The sequence below is a fragment of the Robiginitalea insularis genome (assembly GCF_052497835.1).
Genome location: NZ_CP199296.1, coordinates 463,702 through 484,725, shown reverse-complemented (window position 1 = coordinate 484,725; position 21,024 = coordinate 463,702). Strand labels below are relative to the sequence as shown.

Here is a 21,024-nt window from a genome sequence, read left to right as displayed (position 1 = left end):
CCGGAAAGTAGTTTTTACGTAAATTGCGCCCTCAAATAATCAGGCATTTAATGTCACCGGCCGCGTAGTTCAACTGGATAGAATATCAGATTTCGGCTCTGAGGGTTGGGGGTTCGAATCCTCCCGCGGTCACATCAAGCGCTAAGTCCCACAATGAAAATTGTGGGACTTTTTGTTTTGTGGAAATGCGGAGCTTGCTCTGGCATTTCAAACAAACAAAAGGCACAACGCCGACAGGCGTTGTGGACTTAGCATTTGCAGTAGTGAGTGTATTGAGGATCAGGAGCGAAGCGAATAATCCTCTAGAACATTTTAAGTTTGTTTATGTTTCGAAGGAAAAAAAAGCACAACGCCGACAGGCGTTGTGGACTTAGCATTTGCAGGAGCGGCTGCATTGAGGATCACGACCGGAGGGAGTAATCCTATAAAGCATTCTAAGCTTTTTTGAGGGCAAATAAAAATCAATGCCCGCCCACCACCTGGCCCCTCTCTGTTAAAGCCAGTATTGAATAATGAAGGGTAAACCCTCCCTAATTTTTTAAGCCGGTATATCAAATAGTTGCAGGCTGCAAGCCCTTTTCACCCCAGGGGGCTAACTTATGAACGGGGAGGGGAATTGCTGTTCCCCTTTCCATTACAGTCAGGACTCCTGAAGGACTTAATGTGAGTTTTACGGTGCTCTCACCAGGCATTTAATTTTGTATCTTAGGTATTCTGTTCAAACACAAACCGAAAGCTATGAGAACCGCTCTTTTGTTAATCTGTATTTTAAGTCTGCCCTTTGCCTATGGACAACGCGACTGGGATAAGGTTGAGATTACTTCTGAAAAACTGGCAGATGGAATCTATGTGCTTTTTGGTTCGGGCGGCAATATGGGATTGGCTGTGGGCGATGATACGGCTTACCTGATTGATGACCAGTTCGCTCCGCTTACAGACAAAATCCTGGCAGCGATATCTTCCATTACCACCAAACCCGTAAAGTTTATTGTAAATACGCATTTGCACGGGGATCATACGGGCGGAAATGAAAACCTGTCGGCCAGGGGAGGGATCATTATCGCACATCAGAACGTGCACAGCCGCATGAAGGAACCCCAGGGCAGGGGAGGGGGCAGAAACATTGGCGCATTACCCGAAATAACATATACAGACCGGATGACCCTTCACCTGGACCCGGAGCGGGCTATGTATATCATGCATGTGAACAATGCCCATACCGATGGGGATTCCTATATCTATTTTCCGCAGGATAATGTACTTCATATGGGAGACAACATGACAAACGGATATCCCTTTATTGACCTGAATTCAGGAGGTGATATAGACGGGTTGATTAAAAATCTGAATATGGTACTCTTTATGGTAAATTATGAGACCCGTATCATTCCCGGACACGGCCCTGTGGTTAGCCGCACGGATATAGAGGCATACCGCAATATGCTGATGACCATCCGGACGCGGGTCAAAAAAGCCAAAGATGAGGGGGGAAGCCTTGAGGAAGTACTGCAAATGGGCTTATCCGCAGAATGGGATGCTGAAAAGGGCCAGGGCTTTATAGGCCCGGCTCAGTTAATAGAGTCGGTTTACAAGACTGTCGATTAGCAGATCCCTGAAATTAAATTATCTCCCGATTTTCTGAGGAAAGGTATAGAGGATTCCCAGATTCACGGTGGCCCAGGGACTCCCGTCTACGTCTATTCCCACATAAGAAATGTTAACCTCTGTTTGGGCCCCCATCAGGTAGCCGATCAGGGGTCGGTAATACAGACCTCCGTCATTTCCTTCATTGATGCCCACAGCATAACCACCATCTGCCCCAAATGAAAATGAATTGGAAAGCCAGATACGAAAAGATACGGCCAGGGGCAGGAATTGTACATTGGGTAAATCTACACCAACCACCTGGTTGTCAAATTTTTCCGGAAAACCATTAATAAAACTGGTTGCAACTCCCACATCCACAACTTCTCCCAGGGCATGCATATAACCGGCATCCAGTCCTACGACCAAACTAACTGCATCATTGGCCTCACTGCTCATTGGCAGAGCTCCGTGTAAACCGAGTTTAAACCCTTGCTGGGCAAATAAGGAAGTTGAAAGAAGTACAAAAGTCAAACAGATGAATAGTTTTTTCATAATTAAAGTTTGGCTTTTAAACGCTGAGAGGACTGAATTTAGTGGATCAATCCCGATTTTGTTGTAAAACAGCTGAAAACTGAGGTGATTTTATGTCTGGCCCTGCCTCTGCAGGCAATTTTCCATACGATCTACCAGAACCAGAAGGCCAGGTTCCATAAAAACAGAAATGTCCATAGAATAGTCCTGCTGGCATTCCATTTTACAAGCTTTTGAAGATCCGTCAGCCGTGCTTCCCCATTTGAGATCTTATTATGCAAGGGGACAAAAATGGAAAATGTAAGTAACCAGCTCAGGAGCACTCCCCCGCAGTAGACCAGATTGTGAAGGTCTGCCAGTTGGAATACCCGTAGGAGTGACCCGATCAATTGACTGATCATCAGGGGCACCACCAGATAGCTGATGCGAAACGTATAGCTGTAATGCCAGCTTTGCAACTGCTCTTTGGAATAATACAGGAAGCTCGGGTAGATAATCAACTGAACGCAGCAGATGAGTAAGCACATTGCAGCGTCAGTTAGCAGGGTTGCAAACTCCAGAAGTTGTATCATGAGCTTTATATAGCTTTTAAGCCGGAGCGACAGGGTTTACAATAGCCTGATTACATCGTTTTAGTGGTTACGAATAATCTTTTAAATAGTTGTGTAATTCGTTTAATTTTTCCGGCTTGTTAAAGACTCCGCCATAGAAAGCTGTTACGGTTGTTGAGCTGTCGTCCTGTATTCCCCGGGAGCAGACGCACATATGTTTGGCATCCATTATTACAGCCACGTCCTTTGTCTGTAAAATCTGCTGCAATTCTGTACCAATCTGGTTGGTGAGGCGCTCCTGAACTTGTGGGCGTTTGGCGAAGTACTGTACTATCCTGTTGAGTTTTGACAGGCCAATAACCTTTCCTGATGAGATATACGCTACGTGGGCCTTTCCAAATATGGGAACAAAGTGATGCTCGCAGTTAGAATAAAAAGTGATATTTTTTTCCACCAGCATCTGGTTGTAGCGGTATTTGTTTTCAAATAGCGTTATCGATGGCTTATTAGCAGGGTTGAGGCCAGAGAATATTTCTTCTACATACATTTTAGCCACCCGCTCCGGCGTACCCTTCAGGGAATCGTCTTTAAGATCCAGTCCCAGAACCCCCATTATTTTTTCAAAGTAAAAGGCGATTTGCTCCTTTTTTTCAGGATCGCTCATTTGAAAAGCATTCGCTGTCATAGGTGTTTCCATCCCTGTTAAGAGATGCTCATTGCCTATTTCCTCATGGGCATGCCCATTGAGCCCTTTCTTTTCTTTAAATAAATTATCAAGCATTTTCCTCGGGTTTCTAAGTACTGAATTATGTTAAGGCGGAGATCCTAATTTTGTTCCTCCAGTTGTTTTATTTCATTGAGTAAAGACTCGGCTTCGGCATATTTCGAGTCTCCTTTACTGCGGTTTACCTGTGAGAGCTTGTGCGCTTCCTTCAGCAGTTTCTCATAGCGTTGCTGTAATTTTTCGAGAGGAGTCTTCTTTTTAAATATTCCGTACATTATTTAGTATTTGAATGAGCATCCAAATTACTTATAATGTTTAATAAATACTGTTAAAGATTAAACAAAATTTTAAAAGTAACTTATCTCGTACATAAGTCCTTGTTAAGGGGTAGATAATGAAAATCTAAACGGATACCCTTCAAAGGGCAAATGGAAAGTGCATTATACCGAGGCCGGATCTTTATGCTTCGCTACAATATGCTGTAAAATCAATTGGGCGTGCTCCCGGGAATTTTCTATAAACCATTTATGTGTTTCCATACCGCCACAAATAACACCTGCCAGATAAAGTCCCTTAATATTGGTTTCCATTGTTTCCGGATTATAGTCAGGTAATCTTCTGGGGTCGTCCGATAAGCGAATCCCGGCTGATTCCAGAAATTTAAAGTTGGGTTGATAGCCGGTGAGGGCCAGTACGAAATCATTTTCAAGCGTTTGTTCGCCCTCAGGGGTACGGATCAGCAGTTCATTTTCCCGTATTTCGGCAACCGTACTATTGTAATAAGCGGTAATACTCCCTTCTTCAATCCGGTTCAGGATGTCCGGGCGTACCCAGTACTTAACGCGCTGGCCTACTTCAGGCCCCCTGATAATCATGCTCACCTCAGCCCCTTTCCTCCAGCATTCAAGGGCGGCATCCACAGCCGAATTGCTAGCCCCTATAACTGCCAGTTTCTGACTGGCGTAATAGTGGGGGTCTTTGTAGTAATGCGATACTTTAGGCAGGTCTTCTCCTGGGACGTCCAGGGGGTTGGGAAGGTCGTAAAATCCGGTAGCTATGATCACATTTTTGGCCCTGTAGGAGGCTTTGTTTGTTTGGACCGTAAAGCTGTCCTCTTCCTTTGCGATTTCTGAAACCTCCTCAAAAAGATGGATATTGAGCTTGTTTGAGGTCACAATTCTCCTGTAGTATTCCAGGGCCTCGTTGCGTTTGGGTTTGGCTTCCTTGCTTATAAAAGGGATTTCATCAATTTCCAACCGCTCGGAGGAAGAGAAAAATTGCATGTTGACCGGATAATTAAAAAGGGAATTTACAATCGTACCTTTTTCAATTATCACATAGGGTATTCCTTTTTTTTTGGCTTCCAGACCACAGGCTATTCCTATAGGTCCTCCGCCAATAATGATCAGCTCCATATATTCCTTTATTTTCTTTCAGCAATCCCTGCAAAGCTAGCCAATATTCATGAATCTTTAAATGGCGCCTGAAATTGCGGATGCTTATGATAAAAATCATCTTTTTAAAAGACAGTTTGGAGGAACTTTAAATACATTATTAAAGCTATTGATTATGACTGTTCAGGACCGCATTCCGATTTCCTCTATCATGAGCACCCAGTTAGTCGTTTTAAATACCACGGATGGTCTGGAGAAGGCAGAGCATTTGTTCAAAAAGCACCATATCCGCCATATCCCGGTTATTAAAGGCAAGGGAATTGTGGGGATGCTGAGCCTGACGGACCTGCTGCGGATCAGTTTTGCAGACGGGGCCTATGAGGAAGAAGAGGAAATAGAGTCTATTGTCTACGATATGTTCAGCATTTCCCAGGTCATGGCGAAGAATGTAAAGACGGTCACTTCCGATACTACCATAAGGGAGGTTGCGAAAATACTTTCGGAAGAGGAGTTTCATGCCCTTCCGGTAGTGGATAATGATGAGTTGGTGGGGATCGTTACCACCACGGACCTGATCAAATATTTACTGGCTCAGTACTGATTACTTATTGCCGGCCAGGGAGCGGATCGCATCTGTGGGGTTGTCTGCGCCAAAGACGGAACTTCCTGCAACAAGGACATCTGCCCCTGCCGAAACAAGCTCCGGGGCATTTTCGAGGGTAACCCCTCCATCCACCTCAATGAGGGTGGAAGATTTCCGTTCCTCAATCATGGATTTCAGTTCTGAGATTTTCCTGTAGGTGTTCTGGATAAATCGCTGTCCTCCAAACCCGGGGTTAACACTCATTAAACAAACCAGATCTATATTTTCAAGGGTGTCGGCCAAAAGGGAAACCGGGGTATGCGGGTTTATGGCAACACCGGCTTTCATCCCTGCTGCATGAATGGCCTGCAGGCTTCTGTGCAAGTGGGTACAGGCTTCGTAATGCACTGAAAGGATGTCTGCACCTAAATCAGCAAAGGCCTGTATGTAGCGGTCCGGGTCTACTATCATTAAATGTACATCCAGCGGTTTGGTGGCGTGTTTTTTAATTGCCTTGATCACCGGCATTCCGTAGGAAATATTGGGGACAAAAAGCCCGTCCATTACATCTATATGATGCCAGTCTGCCACAGAGTTATTGACCATTTCAACATCCCGTTGCAGATTTCCGAAGTCTGCGGCAAGTAAAGAAGGGGCGATAAGCGGACGGTGCATAATGCTTGGGTTTTGATATCCGTAAAGGTAGCTTTTTTCCAGAATTTGGCAGGCCTGTAATATGTCCTGTAAAGACTTTAAACTGGGTCTGGCCTGACTGAGCCGTACAATTTTCTAAAAATTCAATTCCCGTTTACCCAAAAGAAAAAACTCCGGTAATCAGCCGGAGTTTATTCATCAATCAAAAAACGAACAGTCATGATAAACTGCTGTTGCGATTCACAAATTACGATTTTAATACCAAATTTCCAATATAAAATTTGCCTAAGACCGCATTCGCGCCTCCTTATCCGAGGTAAGTTTTCAGGATTTTGCTTCGGGAGGTATGCTTCAGCCTCCGGATCGCTTTTTCCTTGATTTGACGCACGCGCTCACGGGTCAGATCAAAGGTTTCTCCAATTTCTTCAAGGGTCATGGAATGCTGACCTGCAAGACCGAAATACAGGCGGATGACATCCGCTTCCCTCGGGGTTAGTGTCTCCAGTGCCCTTTCGATTTCAGTTCGCAAAGACTCGTGCAACAACTCTTTGTCCGGATTGGGGGATTCCCCGCTTCGCAAAACATCATAGAGGTTGGAATCTTCCCCGTCAATCAGGGGGGCATCCATGGATACGTGCCGGCCTGAGTTCTTAAGGGATTGTTTAACGTCTTCAACCGTCATGTCCAGTTCTTTCGCGATTTCTTCTGCGGAAGGTACCCGTTCATGGGCCTGCTCAAGAAAAGCAAAAGTCTTGTTAATCTTATTGATAGACCCGATTTTATTCAGCGGAAGCCTTACAATCCTGGACTGCTCCGCAAGGGCCTGCAGGATAGACTGGCGAATCCACCAAACGGCATAGGAAATAAACTTGAATCCACGGGTCTCATCAAATCGCTGTGCGGCTTTAATCAGTCCGAGGTTTCCTTCATTGATAAGGTCCGGGAGGGTGAGCCCCTGGTTTTGGTATTGTTTGGCAACGGATACCACGAATCTCAGGTTGGCTTTGGTCAGTTTTTCCAAAGCAGCCTGATCTCCGGCCTTAATCCGCTGGGCAAGTTCCACTTCTTCATCGGCGGTGATCAGATCCACCTTGCCGATCTCCTGAAGATATTTATCCAGAGAGGCGGTTTCACGGTTCGTTACCTGTTTTGTAATCTTAAGTTGTCTCATCGATCCTTCCTTAATAAAAGTGTAGTAATGCTACTACTGCATTAAGTTATACGTACAAATCACTCAAATGTTACATTTGGGGGGAGAAATTTAGTTTTTCCGGGTAAAAGGCATAAAAAAACCCCTCAGTGAGGGGTTTTTAGTATTTCATAGGATTGTTTAATCCCTGGAACGACTCTGTCTGCGATCTCCACGGCCTCTGTCATTCCTTCCTCCGCGATCGTTTCTGCCGCCACGGTCATTTCTGCGGGGCGGGCGTTCAACGTATCCTTCCGGTTTTGGCAACAATGCCCTTCTGGACACCTTGTCTTTTTTGGTACGGGGATCAATCCCCAGATATTTCACGTCAAAGACGTCACCCATATTGACAACATCGGTAACGTTTTCGGTGCGCTCCCATGCCAGTTCGGACACGTGCAGCAGCACTTCGTTCCCCGGAGCTTCCATGTATTCAACTACGGCCCCGAAGTCCAGGATCTTGATCACCTTAACCTCGTAAACACTACCCTCATCCGGAGTAAACGTTATGGATGCAATTTTAGCCAGAACCTGGTCAATACCGTGCTGGTCAGTTCCCAGAATCTCAACAAGACCTTCCCCGGTAACCGGATCTTCATTGATTACAATAGTAGTCTTGGTCTCCTTCTGGAGTTCCTGAATCACTTTTCCGCCAGGCCCAATTAATGCTCCAATGTAATCATTCGGAATGGTGGTATTCACCATTTTAGGGGCATGAGGTTTCACATCGGAATTAGGCTCGCTGATGGTGTCGATTAGTTTTTCCAGGATATGAAGCCTTCCTTCGCGTGCCTGTTTCAGGGCCTTTACCAGAATTTCATAGGAAAGTCCCTTTACCTTGATGTCCATCTGACAGGCTGTAATCCCATCGGCTGTACCGGTCACCTTGAAGTCCATGTCACCAAGGTGGTCTTCGTCCCCCAGGATATCAGAAAGTACCGCGTAATCTCCGCTTTCACCGTCGGAAATAAGGCCCATGGCGATCCCGGAAACGGGCTTCTTTAATTGTACCCCGGCATCCATAAGTGCCATGGTTCCCGCACAGACAGTGGCCATGGAGGAAGATCCGTTACTCTCCAGAACTTCAGAAACCACTCGTACGGTATACGGGCAGTCATTAGGGATCATCCCTTTTAGAGCCCTTTGCGCCAGGTTTCCATGTCCAATCTCCCTTCTGGAAGTACCTCTTATAGGTCTTGCCTCTCCGGTTGAAAAGGGAGGAAAGTTATAATGCAGGTAAAAGGTTTCTTCACCTTCATAAGAAGGCATATCTATCTGGTTTGCTTCCCGGGAGGTTCCCAGGGTTACCGTTGCAAGGGCCTGTGTTTCCCCTCGTGTAAAGATGGAGGATCCATGGGTTGATGGCAGATAGTCTACCTCGCACCATATCGGACGTATTTCATCTGTTTTTCTTCCATCCAGACGCAAGCCTTCCTTCAGGGTCAGCTTACGGACCGCTTCTTTTTCGGCCTTGTAGTAATATTTCTTGATCAGATCGCCCAGGGTTTCCTGCTCTTCTTCACTGAAACTTGCCAGAATTTCCTCTTTCAGTTCGGAGAATGCAGCACTGCGTTCCTGTTTGGAAGACCCAGCCCTGGCAATGTCGTAAACCTTGTCGTAGGCCATGTCGTGGATTTTCTTCTCCAGGGCTTCGTCTTCAGTTTCCGTTTCGTACTCCCGTACCTCTTTTCTTCCAAAAGCTTCAGCCAGTCGCACCTGTGCGGCAACCTGTACCTTTATGGCTTCATGGGCAAACTTGATGGCTTCCACCATGTCTTCCTCTGAGATTTCTCCCATTTCGCCTTCTACCATCATTACGGAGTCGGCAGAAGCACCAATTACCATATCGATATCTGAAACTTCGAGCTGGGCCCGGGTTGGGTTGATGACGAATTCTCCGTCTACGCGTCCTACGCGTACTTCAGAGATAGGACACTCGAACGGAAAGTCCGAAAGCTGTATGGCTGCAGAAGCAGCCAGACCGGCCATTGCATCCGGCATCACATCATCGTCGTGAGACATGAGCTGTATCATTACCTGCGTCTCGGCATGGTAATCTTTCGGGAACAGGGGTCGCAACACACGGTCTACCAGACGCATGGTCAGGATCTCGCCGTCGCTCGGACGTGCTTCCCTTTTAAAGAATCCGCCCGGATACCTTCCGGAGGCGGCAAATTTTTCTCTATAGTCTACGGTCAGTGGCAGAAAATCCACATCGCTGGCTTTGTAGTTGGAAACCACCGTACAAAGCAGCATGCATTTGCCGGATTGCACAACCACGGAGCCATGGGCCTGTTTGGCCAGTTTTCCAGTTTCGATAGAGATTTCCCTACCGTCACCAAGGTCGATGACCTCTTTAAATATTTTTGGTGTCATAAAATGAAATTATTGCCTGCTATTGATTGCAGACGAAATTAAACAATGGTCTGCCGTCTCGCCGGACGGTCTGTGTGTTGTGTTGGGTCGACCAATGAAAAACCGGAAGTAAGCTTTTTATGATGCCCAGATTATGGGACTTGTATGCAAGGGAAACGAAAGGGTTTCCCAAAAAAGAACAGGGAAGCCTGGGCTTCCCTGTAATTGTTATTTACGGATATTCAATTCTTTGATAAGCTCGCGATATTTTTCAATATCCTTCTTTTTAAGGTAATCCAGCAGACTACGGCGCTTACCTACCAATTTCACCAGGGATCGCTCTGTGTTGAAATCCTTCTGGTTGTTCTTAAGGTGTCCTGTCAGGTGGTTAATCCTGTGGGTAAAAAGGGCGATCTGCCCTTCCGTTGAACCGGTGTTACCCTCTGATCCGCCGTGTTTCTTAAAGATTTCGGCTTTTACTTCTTTGCTTAAATACATGCCAATATTGTTGTAAATGATTTTTATGTATATGATTGATTTTCAATCAGGCTGCAAAGATAGAAATAATTTTAAAACGCCTGCTGATTATCGAAAATGTTTTTAATGGATTAAACCTTTTGGGGCCGCCCGCTGTCAAAGAAATGTTAACTATTAAAAAAAACAAGTTATGAAAAAGCCTCAATTCAAACAATTCGCAATTGCCGCCCTGCTTATGGGTGGCCTGCTTGCCTCCTGTGAAAAAAATCAGGATGAACTCCAGCAACCGGATGCCCAGGAAAGCTTTGAAGTAGTTGCCCTGCAGCAAGCCGATGAATCCGAATGGGTTTCCGAAGAAGTCATTAATGTGGCAGAGGAAGTCTACGCAGCCGAAGAACTGGCTGCCAGCGGGAAACTAACGGCCAAATCCGGATTTATTCCTGAATGCGTTACCATTACCACGGTTCAAACTGCTACTTCCGTGGAAAAAACAATTGACTTTGGAGAAGGATGTGAAACCCCCAATGGGAATTTTATCAGCGGGGCTGTAATCCTGAGCTACTCCAAGGACATGGAGCAGGCAACCAAGACCCTGAGCCTTAGCCTTTCCAATTTTACATTCAACGGGATCGCCGTTGAGGGAGGCGCTCAAATACTGCGCATGCGGTCCAACGCCAACGGAAACCCTCAATCGGATATCAGTTCTGCGTTTAACGGGACCTGGCCCGATGGGGAAACGGCTTCCTGGGAAGGTAACCGCACCCGGGAATGGATAGAAGGATACGGAAGTGGTTTCTGGGGAGATAATGTATTTTTGATTACCGGATCCCAAACCTTTATCAGCCGTGCCGGGAATACCTATAACAGAACCGTCCTGGAAGCCCTGCGCAGGGAACTTTCCTGCAGGTTCATCGTTAGCGGTGTATTGCAGATAAACCGGAACGACCTCAGCGCATCCCTCGATTTTGGCGATGGAAACTGCGACGGTTTTGGAGAGCTCACCTACCCTGATGGTACAACGGAAACAGTACCCCTAAGAAGGTTCAGGCCTTAATTTGGAGATTGTTGTACGCGAAAAACCCCGGATCGATCCGGGGTTTTGTTATTAAATACCTTGTTGTTTTACTTTCTGAGAGGGTTGTTCTGAATCAGATCCAGATAGAGGTTGATCTTCTTTTTCAGATCTCTGCGGTGCACGATAAAATCCAGAAAGCCATGTTCCATAACAAATTCAGAGGTCTGGAACCCGGGAGGCAACTCCTTACCGGTAGCTTCCTTTACCACGCGAGGACCTGCAAATCCTATCAGTGCTCCAGGTTCGGCAATATTGATATCTCCAAGCATGGCATATGAGGCCGTGGTACCGCCAGTGGTGGGGTCGGTACAAAGGGAAATATAAGGCAGTTTTGCTTCTGCAAGCTGCGCAAGTTTTGCAGATGTTTTGGCCAGTTGCATTAAAGACAAGGCTGCTTCCATCATCCGGGCTCCTCCGGACTTTGAAATCATGACGAAGGGCAATTGATTCTCAATGCTATGGTCTATAGCCCTTGCGATTTTCTCGCCAACTACGCTTCCCATAGACCCGCCTATAAAGCTAAAATCCATACAGGCTATCACCACCTCTTTGCCCATAGATTTTCCCACCGCAGTGCGAACAGCATCTTTGAGACCCGTTTTTTTCTGGGCTGCCTTAAGGCGTTCATCGTATTTCTTGGTGTCCTCAAACTTCAGTGGGTCCTTGGCACTCAGGTTGGCGTCCAGCTCTTTGAATTTATTATCGTCAAATAATATCTGGAAGTACTCCTTGCTGCCAATACGGACGTGGTAATCATCTTCCGGGCTTACGTAGAAATTTTTTGCAAGCTCTTCCGATTCAACGATTTTCCCGGTAGGAGATTTGTACCAAAGACCCCTGGGGGTGTCTTTCTTTTCCTCCGTGGCAGTTTGAATTCCTTTCTCTTTTCTTTTAAACCAAGACGACATAGAATAAAACTTTTATAGTTTAAATGGTGTAGTGCCTAAAGCGTGTTTACGTTGTTGAGATCTTCAAAGGCCTTTTTCAAACGGCTAACAAAGGTTTTTTCCCCTTCGCGCAGCCAGACCCGAGGGTCGTAGAATTTTTTATTGGGCTGATCCCCGCCTTCCGGATTCCCGATCTGGGATTGCAGGTAGGCATTCTTCTCCTGTATATAATCCCGCACCCCTTCCAAAAAGGCATACTGCAGGTCCGTATCGATATTCATTTTGATTACCCCATAACCGATAGCTTCACGGATTTCCTCCAGTGTGGATCCGGACCCACCGTGAAAAACAAAATCGATGTGGTTTTCCTCCACCTGATATTTTTTACTGATGTATTCCTGGGAATTCTTCAGTATTTTGGGAGTAAGCTTAACGTTTCCGGGTTTATAAACCCCGTGTACATTTCCAAAGGCAGCTGCTATGGTAAAGCGGTGGCTCACTTTAGAGAGTTCCTCATAGGCATATGCCACCTCTTCGGGCTGGGTATACAATTTGGAATCGTCCACATCCGTATTGTCCACTCCATCTTCTTCCCCTCCGGTAATACCCAGTTCAATTTCCAGGGTCATGTTCATTTTACTCATTCGCGCCAGGTATTCTTTGCAGATTTCGATATTCTCTTCCAGCGGTTCTTCCGAAAGATCGATCATATGTGAACTGAACAGCGATTTCCCGGTCGCAATGAAATGTGCCTCGCTGGCATCCAGCAGTCCGTCTATCCAGGGAAGCAGTTTCTTGGCACAGTGGTCTGTATGCAGGATAACGGTGGCACCGTAGGCCTCAGCCAACTGATGCACGTGCTTGGCACCGGCAATAGCTCCCTGTATGGCAGCCTGCTGTCCCTCATTGGAAAGTCCCTTACCAGCATTGAACTGCGCACCTCCGTTGGAAAACTGAATGATAACCGGCGATTTCAGGGCCGCAGCCGTTTCCAGTACTGAATTAATGGTATTGGAACCGATGACGTTTACAGCGGGTAATGCAAAATTATTTTTTTTGGCGTATGCAAATATTTCCTGTACCTGGTCGCCTGTGGCAACTCCTGCTTTTATGGAATGGGGCATGTTTCTGGTCTTAGTTAGTAGTTTTAGTAATGAGGCAAAAGTAATAAATAATACCCTTTAAAAAGGATAATTAATCCCTATCTGGAGTACCGAATTTGCAAAATTGTAATCCCTGAACCATCTTTTGGATGGAATTTCGGCCGGATTGTAGGTCTTAAACCCAATATCTGCCCGAAAGACAAAATAGGTAAAATCATAGCGAAGTCCAAAGCCAGTACCCAGTCCGATATCGGCCAGGGAGCTGAATCCTGTAAAGGTTGCGGCCGGGTCGTCTTCCCGGTCCCAGATATTCCAAATATTTCCAAGGTCAGCAAAAAGAGCGCCCCTGAAATTTCCAAAAAGCGGAAAACGATACTCCAGGTTCATGGCTATTTTAAAATTTGCTTCATTGAAGTCATTGATGTTCTGGCTGCTTCCCGGACCAAGAGAATAAGGGAACCAGGCGCGGTTATCGTTAGAGCCTCCCGCAAAATAACTCCTGAGAAACGGGATGTCATTAGCATTTCCGTAGGGGATGGCAATCCCGATAAAAGAGTGGAAAGCCAATACATCTGTAGTGGACAACTCCCAGTGCTTGATATAGTCGAATTCCGTTTTAACATATTGGGAGTAGGGGACGCCAAAAACCAGTTTATTCCCGTCTGTATCTTCTTCAAAAGGGATAATGCGCGATATCCCGGACAATAAATTTCCAGCGCTTTCTATTTTCCAGCGAAAACTATAGAAACTATTGTCGTTGATATCGGTTTTGCTGTCTCGGGTATACGTATAATTGGTGGTGAAAATCAGGTTGTTTTCAGTTAGGCGGTCCTGCCTTTCTGCAATTCGGGAAACATCCACATAATCAGGATCCGAAGGAGGAATCAGGTTATTGGCCAGCACGGAGTCAATAAAACCATTTGTGCCTTCCGGGATGGAGAGCCGCAGGGGGTCTGCAGGATCTCCAGTTGTTACAAACAGGTTTTCAAGGCCCGGAACCGCCTCGTAATTATCGGCAATGTCATCCAGGCGGCGGTATGTACTTTGGTATACATTAAAAAAACGATCCGGGTTCACATTTCGAACGAACTGTACATTGAGTAATTCTATCTGATGTTTTGAATGGTCTGTGGGCGACCAGTTATAGGCCAGTACATTGTTAAAGGTCTGCTTATCCAGCCCCAGGTTTTTCTGAAAGGTGGTACCCAGGGAAACCCGGGTTTGCGGCAACATGTAAAAGGGGATCAGCCGGCCGGGATTAAGGGCTGCGAATCCGGGAAACCAAATCCGGGGGAAGGTCAGGTTTATATCTCCCCCAACCTCTGAAAAATAATCTTCAGGCAGGGACTCGTCGCTTAGCAGGCCAAAATTCCCGCGGGCAGAAAGACTCAGGGTTTCGGCGCCCCCGAATATGTTTCGGGTAATCAGGGCGGCCCCTAATCCTATCCCCAACCTTTGTATATTCGAGTGGGTGATATCGAAATCCAGGCTTAGTGAGTTCCGCGGCCGCGCCGCCAGGTAGACATTTGCATCCAGGCGATCGTTTTCCCGGTCCAGCAATTCAATATTCGGATAGCGGAAAGTATTCAGATTGCTGATCTGCCGGTAGGTCCGCAGGCGGTCGATATCCCGGTAAACACTGTCTTTTTGCAGGAAAATGGCATCTGTCAGGGCCTTGGGTTTATACCGTAAGCGATTTTTATAGTAAATCGTATAATTATTATATTCAAGGGTTTGCAGGCTATCTGTTGTATCCGTAAAGTTATGATCTGCAAAAATGTTAATGTTCCCCATACGATGTACCCTGTACTCTGTGCCGTTTGCGGCACTGTCTTGCCTGGATCGCAGGTTATCGATATTGAGTTCCACGTTCATCTGCTGATCTTCGCGGGTCTTAACCGTATCCCGGATAATGTCATAGCTGATGGAGCTTTCCTGAAAATTCCAGATTCCCGAATTACGGAATACAGTAGTAAGCCTCTCCCGCTCCCGGGTAAAATTGTCCAGATTAAATTGCTCCCCTTCCCTGACCAGGGAATTATCCCTGTTAAGTTGATACAGGGAATCTATGGCCGCAGATGCGATGTCCTGGGTTAAACTGTCTATAATGTAGGGCTTTCCCAGGTCCAGGCTGTAACGTGTTTCAGCCCGTTTTCTTCCAACACTATCGATACTAAAGTGGCCCGTATTGTTGAAATACCCCTGGGTATTGTAGTAATTGCTCAAACGCCCCAGGGTCTTTTCTACTTTGGAGCTGTCAATGATCACCGGGGGCTCTCCTACATTCTTAAGCCATTCACTGTACCCCTTTACCAGGAAAGATTCCCCCAGTCTTTCAACCTGTTTGCGAGAAAGCAAAGATTCCAGCCGTTGTTGTCGTTTTTCCTTTTTGTTCAACCAGTTCTGAAAGGAAGAATCCGGATCTTTTTTGGCCAGGTTGAACAGGTGTAATCGCAGCGGGAAGCCTAAAACCCTGCTGTTGGGTTTTTGAATGACCAGGCTGTTTATGGCCGGATCCCCTATCTTTTCCCCATCCGCCAGAATTTCGTAATCGCTTAACAGCAGTTGGTCGTCTTCCACTCGTTTTAGGGCATTGCATGAACACATACAAATCCCCAGAAATAATAATCCTATTTTAGCAGTGGGTAATACAACTTGCCGTCGGGCTCTCATAGAATCCAAAATTACATTTTTTGAATGGTTGCTAAAAGCGAAATCAAGTTTATAAGAAGCCTGCAGTTAAAAAAGAATCGGCAGCGAGAAGGCCTCTTTGTTGCCGAGGGAATCAAACTCGTTTCGGAGGTACTGCAATCCAAAATCAGGCCATACCGCCTTTTTACGACTGAAAGTGAACTGCTCGAGGGGGATTTTGAACAAATTTCAGAATCGCAGCTTAAAAAAATGAGCAGTCTGGTGCAACCCAACAAGGTCTTGGGAGTGTTTAAAATCCCTGAAGCGGAACCACCGCGTTTCCAGGGCTGGACGGTAGTGCTGGATGGGGTCAGGGATCCCGGGAACCTGGGAACGATTATCCGTCTGTGTGATTGGTTCGGGATTCCGGAACTCCTTTGTTCTCCCGATACGGTAGATTGCTATAACCCTAAAGTACTGCAGGCAACCATGGGGAGTATTGCCCGGGTCCGGGTTTCTTATGGCCCACTGGATGCTATCCTCAAAGGGATCGATATTCCTGTATTCGGGGCCAGTATGGAAGGGAGGCCCCTGCCTTCGGAGATTTTACCAGAATCAGGAATCCTGGTCATGGGAAGTGAATCACATGGAATTTCAGAAAAGCTTAAAAAGGAGGTAAATACAGTATTATCTATTCCGTCTGCCGCGGGCGGCTCGGCTGAGAGCCTTAATGTGGCTACAGCCACAGCTATTTTCCTGTATGCGATACAAAACGGCAACCAGAGCGCTACTCAAAAGTAAAATTCACAAAAACCCCCCGGGTTCTCATTGCCAGGATATTTCCGGTCCAGGGGCTGGCAGGGTCCCGGTCGGGTACTAGTTCATCCGAAATGGCAAATACCCCTCTGATCGAGGGAGAAAACTTAAAGTACTCCAGGTAGAAATCAATACCAAAGCCCAGTTCGTAATTAAAAACCTGCTTTTTCATTCGAAAGGTGCCACTGCTATTATCATCAAGGGCCGTTTCATTGCTGCCGAGGTTGAGAGCCATCCCTGCGCCTCCAATAATAAAGGGCTTCCAGTTTCCTATCCTTCTGGTAGATGCTTTGAGCAACAGTGGAAAACTGATATAAGTAGATTTGACCTCGCGCAAGGCATCCGATTCTTCGGTAAAACCGGGAAACCCAAGAATACGGGAAGAGTAGAAAAGACCGGGTTCAAATCTTAGGTCCAGAAACTCATTGATGCGCATTTCCCCGATCAGGCCAACATTAAACCCCAAAGATTTGTCTACCAGCACGTCCGGCAGATCATTGCGGTATTCAAATTTAAAATCATACTGGTTAAAACCAAGATAATACCCCCAGTTCAGGAACCTTTTGTCTTCGTTCTCCAGGTTCATTATAGGCTTTTCATTGAATTGCCCCTGGGCAAGCTGGCTAAGGACAAGCGCGATGAAAAGCAACCGGAACTGTTTCATACCTTTATTTTGTGGCGGTGTATATGGTGGCAACTCCAAAAGTCTGGGGCCTGTGTTTCATACCTATAAACCCTATTTTACCCAAAATATTGTTGAAAGCCTGTCCATGTGGAAAGACAGCTGCAGATTCGGATAAGTAGGAATAGGCAGAAGCTTCTTTTGAAAAGAGTTTGCCAAAAGCCGGTAGCAGGTATTTGCTGTAGATTCCATAACCCCACTTAAAGGGTTGTTTTTCAGGCACTGAAGTTTCCAGAATGGCCAATATGCCTCCCGGTTTCAGCACCCGGTATATCTCAGATAGGCCTTTTTCGAGACTTTCAAAATTGCGGACGCCAAAAGCTACTGTTATGGCATCGAAGCTGGAGTCCGGGAACTCCAGAGCCTCGCTGTCTCCCACAACCATTTCAATGGTTTTTTGGAGATGGCGTTTTTGTATTTTTTGTTCTCCTACCTGCAGCATTCCTTTAGCGATATCCAGGCCAACGATCCTGCTGGCCCCGGTTTTGGCCAACGCGATGGCCAGATCCCCGGTACCGGTTGCTATATCCAGAACGGAATCAGGCTTTTTTGCTCCTACCAGACGAACGACCTTTTTACGCCAGCGGATGTCAATTCCAAAGGTAATGATGCGGTTCAGACCATCATATTTGCCGGAAATGGTATCAAACATTTGACGAACCTGTTCCTTTTTGCTCAGCTCTGAATCTTTATACGGGAGAACCTCCTTGCCCATTGGGTATGATTTTGAGCGCAAAGATACTATAACAGACAGGATTAAACAGGGGTTTTGTATTGAGCTTGCCGATATGAGTATTTGGCAAAGACATGCCCGGGAATCATAAAATTGCGTAATTTTGCTACGTTTTTGGTTCCCATATCCAGACCTGAAAACGGCGTGGGGAACATCTTTTAAAGTTTCCCGCCTATCGTAACCCAATTACGTACTGAATGAAGATTATTATTGCAGGAGCAGGGGAAGTCGGCTTTCATCTCGCAAAATTACTTTCATACGAATCACAGGACATCACACTGATTGACACGAATAAGGAAAGCCTTTCCTATGCGGAAGGACATCTAGATATCCGTGTTCTCAGAGGCGATGCCACCAGTATTTCTGTGTTGACGGAGGCCAAGGTTTCCAGTTCGGACCTGGTAATTGGGGTTACTTCTTCAGAGACTACCAACATTACGCTTTGCATGCTGGCCAAGCAGCTGGGCTCGAAGCGTACCATTGCCAGGATCAGCAATACCGAATTTATAGACCATAAGGACACTATTGAATTCTCTGAGCTGGGTATTGACGAATTGATATCCCCGGAAGAACTGGCGGCAGTTGAAATTAAGCTATTGTTAAACCAGTCTGCTTTTAACGACACCTATGAGTTTGAACAGGGATTGTTGATTATGGTTGGTGTTTCCCTTCCAAAAGGAGCCCCTTTCATTGGAAAGACAGTTCAGCAGGCTGCCCAGATATTCCCTGAATTCCATTTTATGCCCATAGCCATGCAGCGCAAAGGGACACAGTTTACGCTCATCCCAAGGGGTGATACTGTATTTATGGAAGCAGACCAGGTCTACTTTATTACAGATAAGAAAGGGGTAGAGGAGTTATACAAGCTAACCGGTAAGAAGCGGGAGGAAATTAAAAACGTCATGATTCTCGGGGGGAGCAAGGTGGGAACCAAAGCGGCCCGGGATTTGTGCGAAAGCAGGTTTAATGTAAAAATCATTGAAAAGGATAAAAACAAGGCCTTTGAAATTGCAGACCAATTGCCCAATGCTTTGGTAATTAACGGGGATTGTCGCAATGTGGAGTTGCTTGAGGAAGAGAGCCTGGAATCCATGGATGCCTTTATTGCGGTTACCGGAAATTCCGAAACCAATATCATGTCCTGCCTGGTGGCAAAGTCCAAACACATTAAAAAAACAATAGCCCTGGTGGAGAATATGGATTATTTCCAGCTTTCCCAGTCCATTGGAATCGATACGCTTATCAATAAAAAACTACTGGCAGCCAATAATATATTCAGGCACATCCGCAAGGGAGAAGTAGTTGCGCTTACACGCCTGAACAACCTGAATGCTGAAATACTCGAATTTGTGGTAAAGGCTTCCTCTGAGGTCAATGGAGAGTTGATCAAAGAATTGGATTTCCCTAGGTCTGCCATTATTGGAGGGGTCATCCGTGAGGAGGAAGGTATAATTGCACTGGGGAATTTTAAGATCAGGGAGGGAGACCGTGTAGTGGTGTGCTGCCTGCCATCGGCCATTCCAAAGGTTGAAAAATTATTCCTGTAGTATGGGACTGAACTCCAGAATTATCTTTCACCTGATGGGGCTGCTTTTGCTCTTTAACGGGGGGTTTATGCTCCTGGCGGCACTGGTCAGTGGAATATACAAAGACGGCGCCACCCTGGGAATTACGCTGGCCGCAGTAACCACAATGTTTGTCGGGATCATTGCCATGTTCTTTACCCGTGGCCATAAGAAGGAGGTTAAGCGGAAGGAAGGTTATATCATTGTTACCTTCGGGTGGATCATCATGGCGGCTTCAGGCGTACTGCCGTACTTAATTACCGGTGCCATCCCCAATATAACCGATGCCTTCTTCGAAACCATGTCGGGCTATACTACTACAGGGGCTTCTATACTGAATGATATAGAAGTGATGCCCAAAGGGATACTGTTCTGGAGGAGCCTTACCCACTGGATAGGGGGGATGGGTATTATTGTACTGGCTATAGCCATTCTGCCTTTACTGGGGATAGGGGGAATGCAATTATTTGCAGCTGAGGCCCCCGGGCCGGGCGGCGATAAACTACACCCCCGGATAACGGATACTGCTAAAAGACTTTGGTTTATCTACGTGGGTTATACGCTTGCCGAAACACTGCTTTTGAGGCTGGCTGGAATGTCTTTCTTCGATGCGATAAACCATTCCCTGGCAACCCTTTCCACCGGGGGGTTCTCAACTAAGAATGCCAGTATCGCCTTCTGGAATGACCAGCCTGTGATACAATACATCATCATTCTTTTTATGTTCCTGGCAGGGACCAACTTCGTACTGAGTTATTTTGCATTTAAGGGCAGGGTTCAGAAAATCCTGAAGGATGAAGAGTTTCGGTTTTACTCATTATTTATTGCCTTATTTGCCTTATTGGCAGCTGTGGTAGTCTATTTTCAGGCCGACGTTGCTGTATCTGCCTACCATCCGCAGGTGCTGGGGGATTTGGAGAGCTCTTTCAGGCATGCGCTCTTTCAGGTGATCGCCGTGGTTACCACTACCGGCTTTGTAACAGCTGATTTTACCGCATGGACCCCTTTCCTTACCGTCTGTTTTTTCGGTTTGATGTTTGCCGGGGGCTCCGCAGGGTCCACAGCAGGTGGAATAAAGATCATGCGGCATATCCTGATCATTAAAAACGGCTTGCTGGAGTTTAAACGCACACTGCATCCAAGCGCTATTATTCCCGTGCGTTACAACGATAAAACCGTAACAGAACATATTGTTTACAACATCATTGCATTTTTCGTGCTGTACATGCTGCTCTTTATAATCGGCGCACTGGTCTTAGGTTTTCTGGGTCTGGATTTTGTTACGGCTATAGGAGGGGCTGCCTCTTCCCTTGGAAATGTCGGGCCAGCTTTTGGAACCCTTAGCCCGCTAAACAACTTCAGTGGCCTTCCGGCTTTGGGAAAATGGTGGTGTGGGTTTCTGATGCTGGCTGGCCGGCTGGAATTATTTACAGTCCTGATACTGATTACCCCTTACTTCTGGAAACGCACCTGAGGCCTTTTGGTTA

At 46.3% G+C, this 21,024-nt stretch carries 20 protein-coding genes and 1 tRNA gene; 7 read left to right on the top strand and 14 right to left on the bottom strand.

Annotation, left to right across the window (positions count from 1 at the left end; genetic code table 11):
* Window positions 1-58: 58 nt before the first annotated feature.
* Window positions 59-132: transfer RNA gene (locus tag ACT6NV_RS02180), tRNA-Arg, on the top strand.
* Window positions 133-738: 606 nt separating this feature from the next.
* Window positions 739-1,605 (top strand): MBL fold metallo-hydrolase, encoded by an 867-nt coding sequence (locus tag ACT6NV_RS02175; RefSeq protein ID WP_445385635.1) that lies wholly within the window; start codon window positions 739-741, stop codon window positions 1,603-1,605.
* 18 nt (window positions 1,606-1,623) lie between these two features.
* Here ACT6NV_RS02175 and ACT6NV_RS02170 read toward each other — a convergent pair whose 3' ends face one another.
* The 5 genes from ACT6NV_RS02170 to ACT6NV_RS02150 form a co-directional block, all read right to left on the bottom strand.
* Complete coding sequence (locus tag ACT6NV_RS02170) at window positions 1,624-2,139, bottom strand: hypothetical protein (protein WP_445385634.1); 516 nt, start codon at window positions 2,137-2,139, stop codon at window positions 1,624-1,626.
* A gap of 131 nt (window positions 2,140-2,270) precedes the next feature.
* Window positions 2,271-2,690 (bottom strand): hypothetical protein, encoded by a 420-nt coding sequence (locus tag ACT6NV_RS02165; protein WP_445385633.1) that lies wholly within the window; start codon window positions 2,688-2,690, stop codon window positions 2,271-2,273.
* A 67-nt stretch (window positions 2,691-2,757) separates the two neighbouring features.
* Complete coding sequence (folE, locus tag ACT6NV_RS02160; RefSeq protein ID WP_445385632.1) at window positions 2,758-3,450, bottom strand: GTP cyclohydrolase I FolE; 693 nt, start codon at window positions 3,448-3,450, stop codon at window positions 2,758-2,760.
* A gap of 44 nt (window positions 3,451-3,494) precedes the next feature.
* Complete coding sequence (locus ACT6NV_RS02155; RefSeq protein ID WP_445385631.1) at window positions 3,495-3,668, bottom strand: Lacal_2735 family protein; 174 nt, start codon at window positions 3,666-3,668, stop codon at window positions 3,495-3,497.
* Between the two features lie 165 nt (window positions 3,669-3,833).
* Window positions 3,834-4,808 carry a YpdA family putative bacillithiol disulfide reductase gene (locus ACT6NV_RS02150; RefSeq protein WP_445385630.1) on the bottom strand — a complete coding sequence of 325 codons (975 nt, stop codon included), beginning with the start codon at window positions 4,806-4,808 and terminating at the stop codon, window positions 3,834-3,836.
* A 154-nt stretch (window positions 4,809-4,962) separates the two neighbouring features.
* On the opposite strand from ACT6NV_RS02150, the gene ACT6NV_RS02145 reads away from it, so the two are divergent.
* A complete protein-coding gene (locus ACT6NV_RS02145; RefSeq protein ID WP_445385629.1) occupies window positions 4,963-5,388 on the top strand; it encodes a CBS domain-containing protein in 426 nt (141 codons plus the stop codon).
* Here the strand turns inward: ACT6NV_RS02145 and rpe are convergent, their stop codons facing one another.
* From rpe to rpsO, 4 genes are all read right to left on the bottom strand, one after another.
* Window positions 5,389-6,045 (bottom strand): ribulose-phosphate 3-epimerase, encoded by a 657-nt coding sequence (rpe, locus tag ACT6NV_RS02140; protein WP_445385628.1) that lies wholly within the window; start codon window positions 6,043-6,045, stop codon window positions 5,389-5,391. It abuts the gene before it with no gap.
* A 286-nt stretch (window positions 6,046-6,331) separates the two neighbouring features.
* A complete protein-coding gene (locus tag ACT6NV_RS02135; protein ID WP_015755741.1) occupies window positions 6,332-7,195 on the bottom strand; it encodes a sigma-70 family RNA polymerase sigma factor in 864 nt (287 codons plus the stop codon).
* 159 nt (window positions 7,196-7,354) lie between these two features.
* Window positions 7,355-9,589, bottom strand: coding sequence for a polyribonucleotide nucleotidyltransferase (locus tag ACT6NV_RS02130; RefSeq protein ID WP_445385627.1), 2,235 nt, complete (start codon window positions 9,587-9,589; stop codon window positions 7,355-7,357).
* A gap of 207 nt (window positions 9,590-9,796) precedes the next feature.
* Window positions 9,797-10,066 (bottom strand): 30S ribosomal protein S15, encoded by a 270-nt coding sequence (rpsO, locus tag ACT6NV_RS02125; RefSeq protein ID WP_445382832.1) that lies wholly within the window; start codon window positions 10,064-10,066, stop codon window positions 9,797-9,799.
* Window positions 10,067-10,235: 169 nt separating this feature from the next.
* Between rpsO and ACT6NV_RS02120 the strand changes: the two genes are divergently transcribed.
* Window positions 10,236-11,099: a hypothetical protein gene (locus ACT6NV_RS02120; protein ID WP_445385626.1), complete on the top strand. Its 864-nt coding sequence runs from the start codon at window positions 10,236-10,238 to the stop codon at window positions 11,097-11,099.
* Between the two features lie 68 nt (window positions 11,100-11,167).
* Here ACT6NV_RS02120 and accD read toward each other — a convergent pair whose 3' ends face one another.
* From accD to tamL, 3 genes are read right to left on the bottom strand one after another with little or no spacing between them, the layout of a single operon-like run.
* Window positions 11,168-12,028: an acetyl-CoA carboxylase, carboxyltransferase subunit beta gene (gene accD, locus ACT6NV_RS02115; protein ID WP_445385625.1), complete on the bottom strand. Its 861-nt coding sequence runs from the start codon at window positions 12,026-12,028 to the stop codon at window positions 11,168-11,170.
* A gap of 35 nt (window positions 12,029-12,063) precedes the next feature.
* Entirely contained in the window at window positions 12,064-13,131 is a 1,068-nt protein-coding gene (fbaA, locus tag ACT6NV_RS02110) for a class II fructose-bisphosphate aldolase (protein WP_445385624.1), read from the bottom strand.
* 57 nt (window positions 13,132-13,188) lie between these two features.
* Entirely contained in the window at window positions 13,189-15,783 is a 2,595-nt protein-coding gene (gene tamL / locus ACT6NV_RS02105; protein ID WP_445385623.1) for a translocation and assembly module lipoprotein TamL, read from the bottom strand.
* Window positions 15,784-15,807: 24 nt separating this feature from the next.
* On the opposite strand from tamL, the gene ACT6NV_RS02100 reads away from it, so the two are divergent.
* A complete protein-coding gene (locus tag ACT6NV_RS02100) occupies window positions 15,808-16,542 on the top strand; it encodes a TrmH family RNA methyltransferase (RefSeq protein WP_445385622.1) in 735 nt (244 codons plus the stop codon).
* Here ACT6NV_RS02100 and porT read toward each other — a convergent pair.
* Both porT and ubiE read right to left on the bottom strand, forming a co-directional pair.
* Window positions 16,529-17,221: a type IX secretion/gliding motility protein PorT/SprT gene (porT, locus tag ACT6NV_RS02095; protein WP_445385621.1), complete on the bottom strand. Its 693-nt coding sequence runs from the start codon at window positions 17,219-17,221 to the stop codon at window positions 16,529-16,531. The genes ACT6NV_RS02100 and porT overlap by 14 nt on opposite strands.
* Window positions 17,222-17,225: 4 nt before the next feature.
* On the bottom strand, window positions 17,226-17,954 hold the full coding sequence (gene ubiE / locus ACT6NV_RS02090) for a bifunctional demethylmenaquinone methyltransferase/2-methoxy-6-polyprenyl-1,4-benzoquinol methylase UbiE (RefSeq protein WP_445385620.1): 729 nt from the start codon (window positions 17,952-17,954) through the stop codon (window positions 17,226-17,228).
* 215 nt (window positions 17,955-18,169) lie between these two features.
* Between ubiE and trkA the strand changes: the two genes are divergently transcribed.
* Both trkA and ACT6NV_RS02080 read left to right on the top strand, forming a co-directional pair.
* Window positions 18,170-19,519, top strand: a complete 1,350-nt coding sequence (gene trkA, locus ACT6NV_RS02085) for a Trk system potassium transporter TrkA (protein ID WP_445385619.1) — start codon at window positions 18,170-18,172, stop codon at window positions 19,517-19,519.
* Window position 19,520: 1 nt separating this feature from the next.
* Entirely contained in the window at window positions 19,521-21,011 is a 1,491-nt protein-coding gene (locus ACT6NV_RS02080; protein WP_445385618.1) for a TrkH family potassium uptake protein, read from the top strand.
* Window positions 21,012-21,024 lie beyond the last annotated feature (13 nt).

Excerpts from the sequence above, each read along its gene's own strand:
- ACT6NV_RS02100 (WP_445385622.1), top strand. The coding sequence starts at position 15,808 with ATGGTTGCTAAAAGCGAAATCAAGTTTATAAGAAGCCTGCAGTTAAAA.
- fbaA (WP_445385624.1), bottom strand. The coding sequence starts at position 13,131 with ATGCCCCATTCCATAAAAGCAGGAGTTGCCACAGGCGACCAGGTACAG.
- rpe (WP_445385628.1), bottom strand. The coding sequence starts at position 6,045 with ATGCACCGTCCGCTTATCGCCCCTTCTTTACTTGCCGCAGACTTCGGA.
- ACT6NV_RS02175 (WP_445385635.1), top strand. The coding sequence starts at position 739 with ATGAGAACCGCTCTTTTGTTAATCTGTATTTTAAGTCTGCCCTTTGCC.
- accD (WP_445385625.1), bottom strand. The coding sequence starts at position 12,028 with ATGTCGTCTTGGTTTAAAAGAAAAGAGAAAGGAATTCAAACTGCCACG.
- trkA (WP_445385619.1), top strand. The coding sequence starts at position 18,170 with ATGAAGATTATTATTGCAGGAGCAGGGGAAGTCGGCTTTCATCTCGCA.
- ACT6NV_RS02150 (WP_445385630.1), bottom strand. The coding sequence starts at position 4,808 with ATGGAGCTGATCATTATTGGCGGAGGACCTATAGGAATAGCCTGTGGT.
- ACT6NV_RS02130 (WP_445385627.1), bottom strand. The coding sequence starts at position 9,589 with ATGACACCAAAAATATTTAAAGAGGTCATCGACCTTGGTGACGGTAGG.
- ACT6NV_RS02155 (WP_445385631.1), bottom strand. The coding sequence starts at position 3,668 with ATGTACGGAATATTTAAAAAGAAGACTCCTCTCGAAAAATTACAGCAA.
- ACT6NV_RS02165 (WP_445385633.1), bottom strand. The coding sequence starts at position 2,690 with ATGATACAACTTCTGGAGTTTGCAACCCTGCTAACTGACGCTGCAATG.
- porT (WP_445385621.1), bottom strand. The coding sequence starts at position 17,221 with ATGAAACAGTTCCGGTTGCTTTTCATCGCGCTTGTCCTTAGCCAGCTT.
- ACT6NV_RS02135 (WP_015755741.1), bottom strand. The coding sequence starts at position 7,195 with ATGAGACAACTTAAGATTACAAAACAGGTAACGAACCGTGAAACCGCC.
- folE (WP_445385632.1), bottom strand. The coding sequence starts at position 3,450 with ATGCTTGATAATTTATTTAAAGAAAAGAAAGGGCTCAATGGGCATGCC.
- ACT6NV_RS02145 (WP_445385629.1), top strand. The coding sequence starts at position 4,963 with ATGACTGTTCAGGACCGCATTCCGATTTCCTCTATCATGAGCACCCAG.
- ACT6NV_RS02170 (WP_445385634.1), bottom strand. The coding sequence starts at position 2,139 with ATGAAAAAACTATTCATCTGTTTGACTTTTGTACTTCTTTCAACTTCC.
- tamL (WP_445385623.1), bottom strand. The coding sequence starts at position 15,783 with ATGAGAGCCCGACGGCAAGTTGTATTACCCACTGCTAAAATAGGATTA.
- ubiE (WP_445385620.1), bottom strand. The coding sequence starts at position 17,954 with ATGGGCAAGGAGGTTCTCCCGTATAAAGATTCAGAGCTGAGCAAAAAG.
- ACT6NV_RS02120 (WP_445385626.1), top strand. The coding sequence starts at position 10,236 with ATGAAAAAGCCTCAATTCAAACAATTCGCAATTGCCGCCCTGCTTATG.
- ACT6NV_RS02080 (WP_445385618.1), top strand. The coding sequence starts at position 19,521 with ATGGGACTGAACTCCAGAATTATCTTTCACCTGATGGGGCTGCTTTTG.
- rpsO (WP_445382832.1), bottom strand. The coding sequence starts at position 10,066 with ATGTATTTAAGCAAAGAAGTAAAAGCCGAAATCTTTAAGAAACACGGC.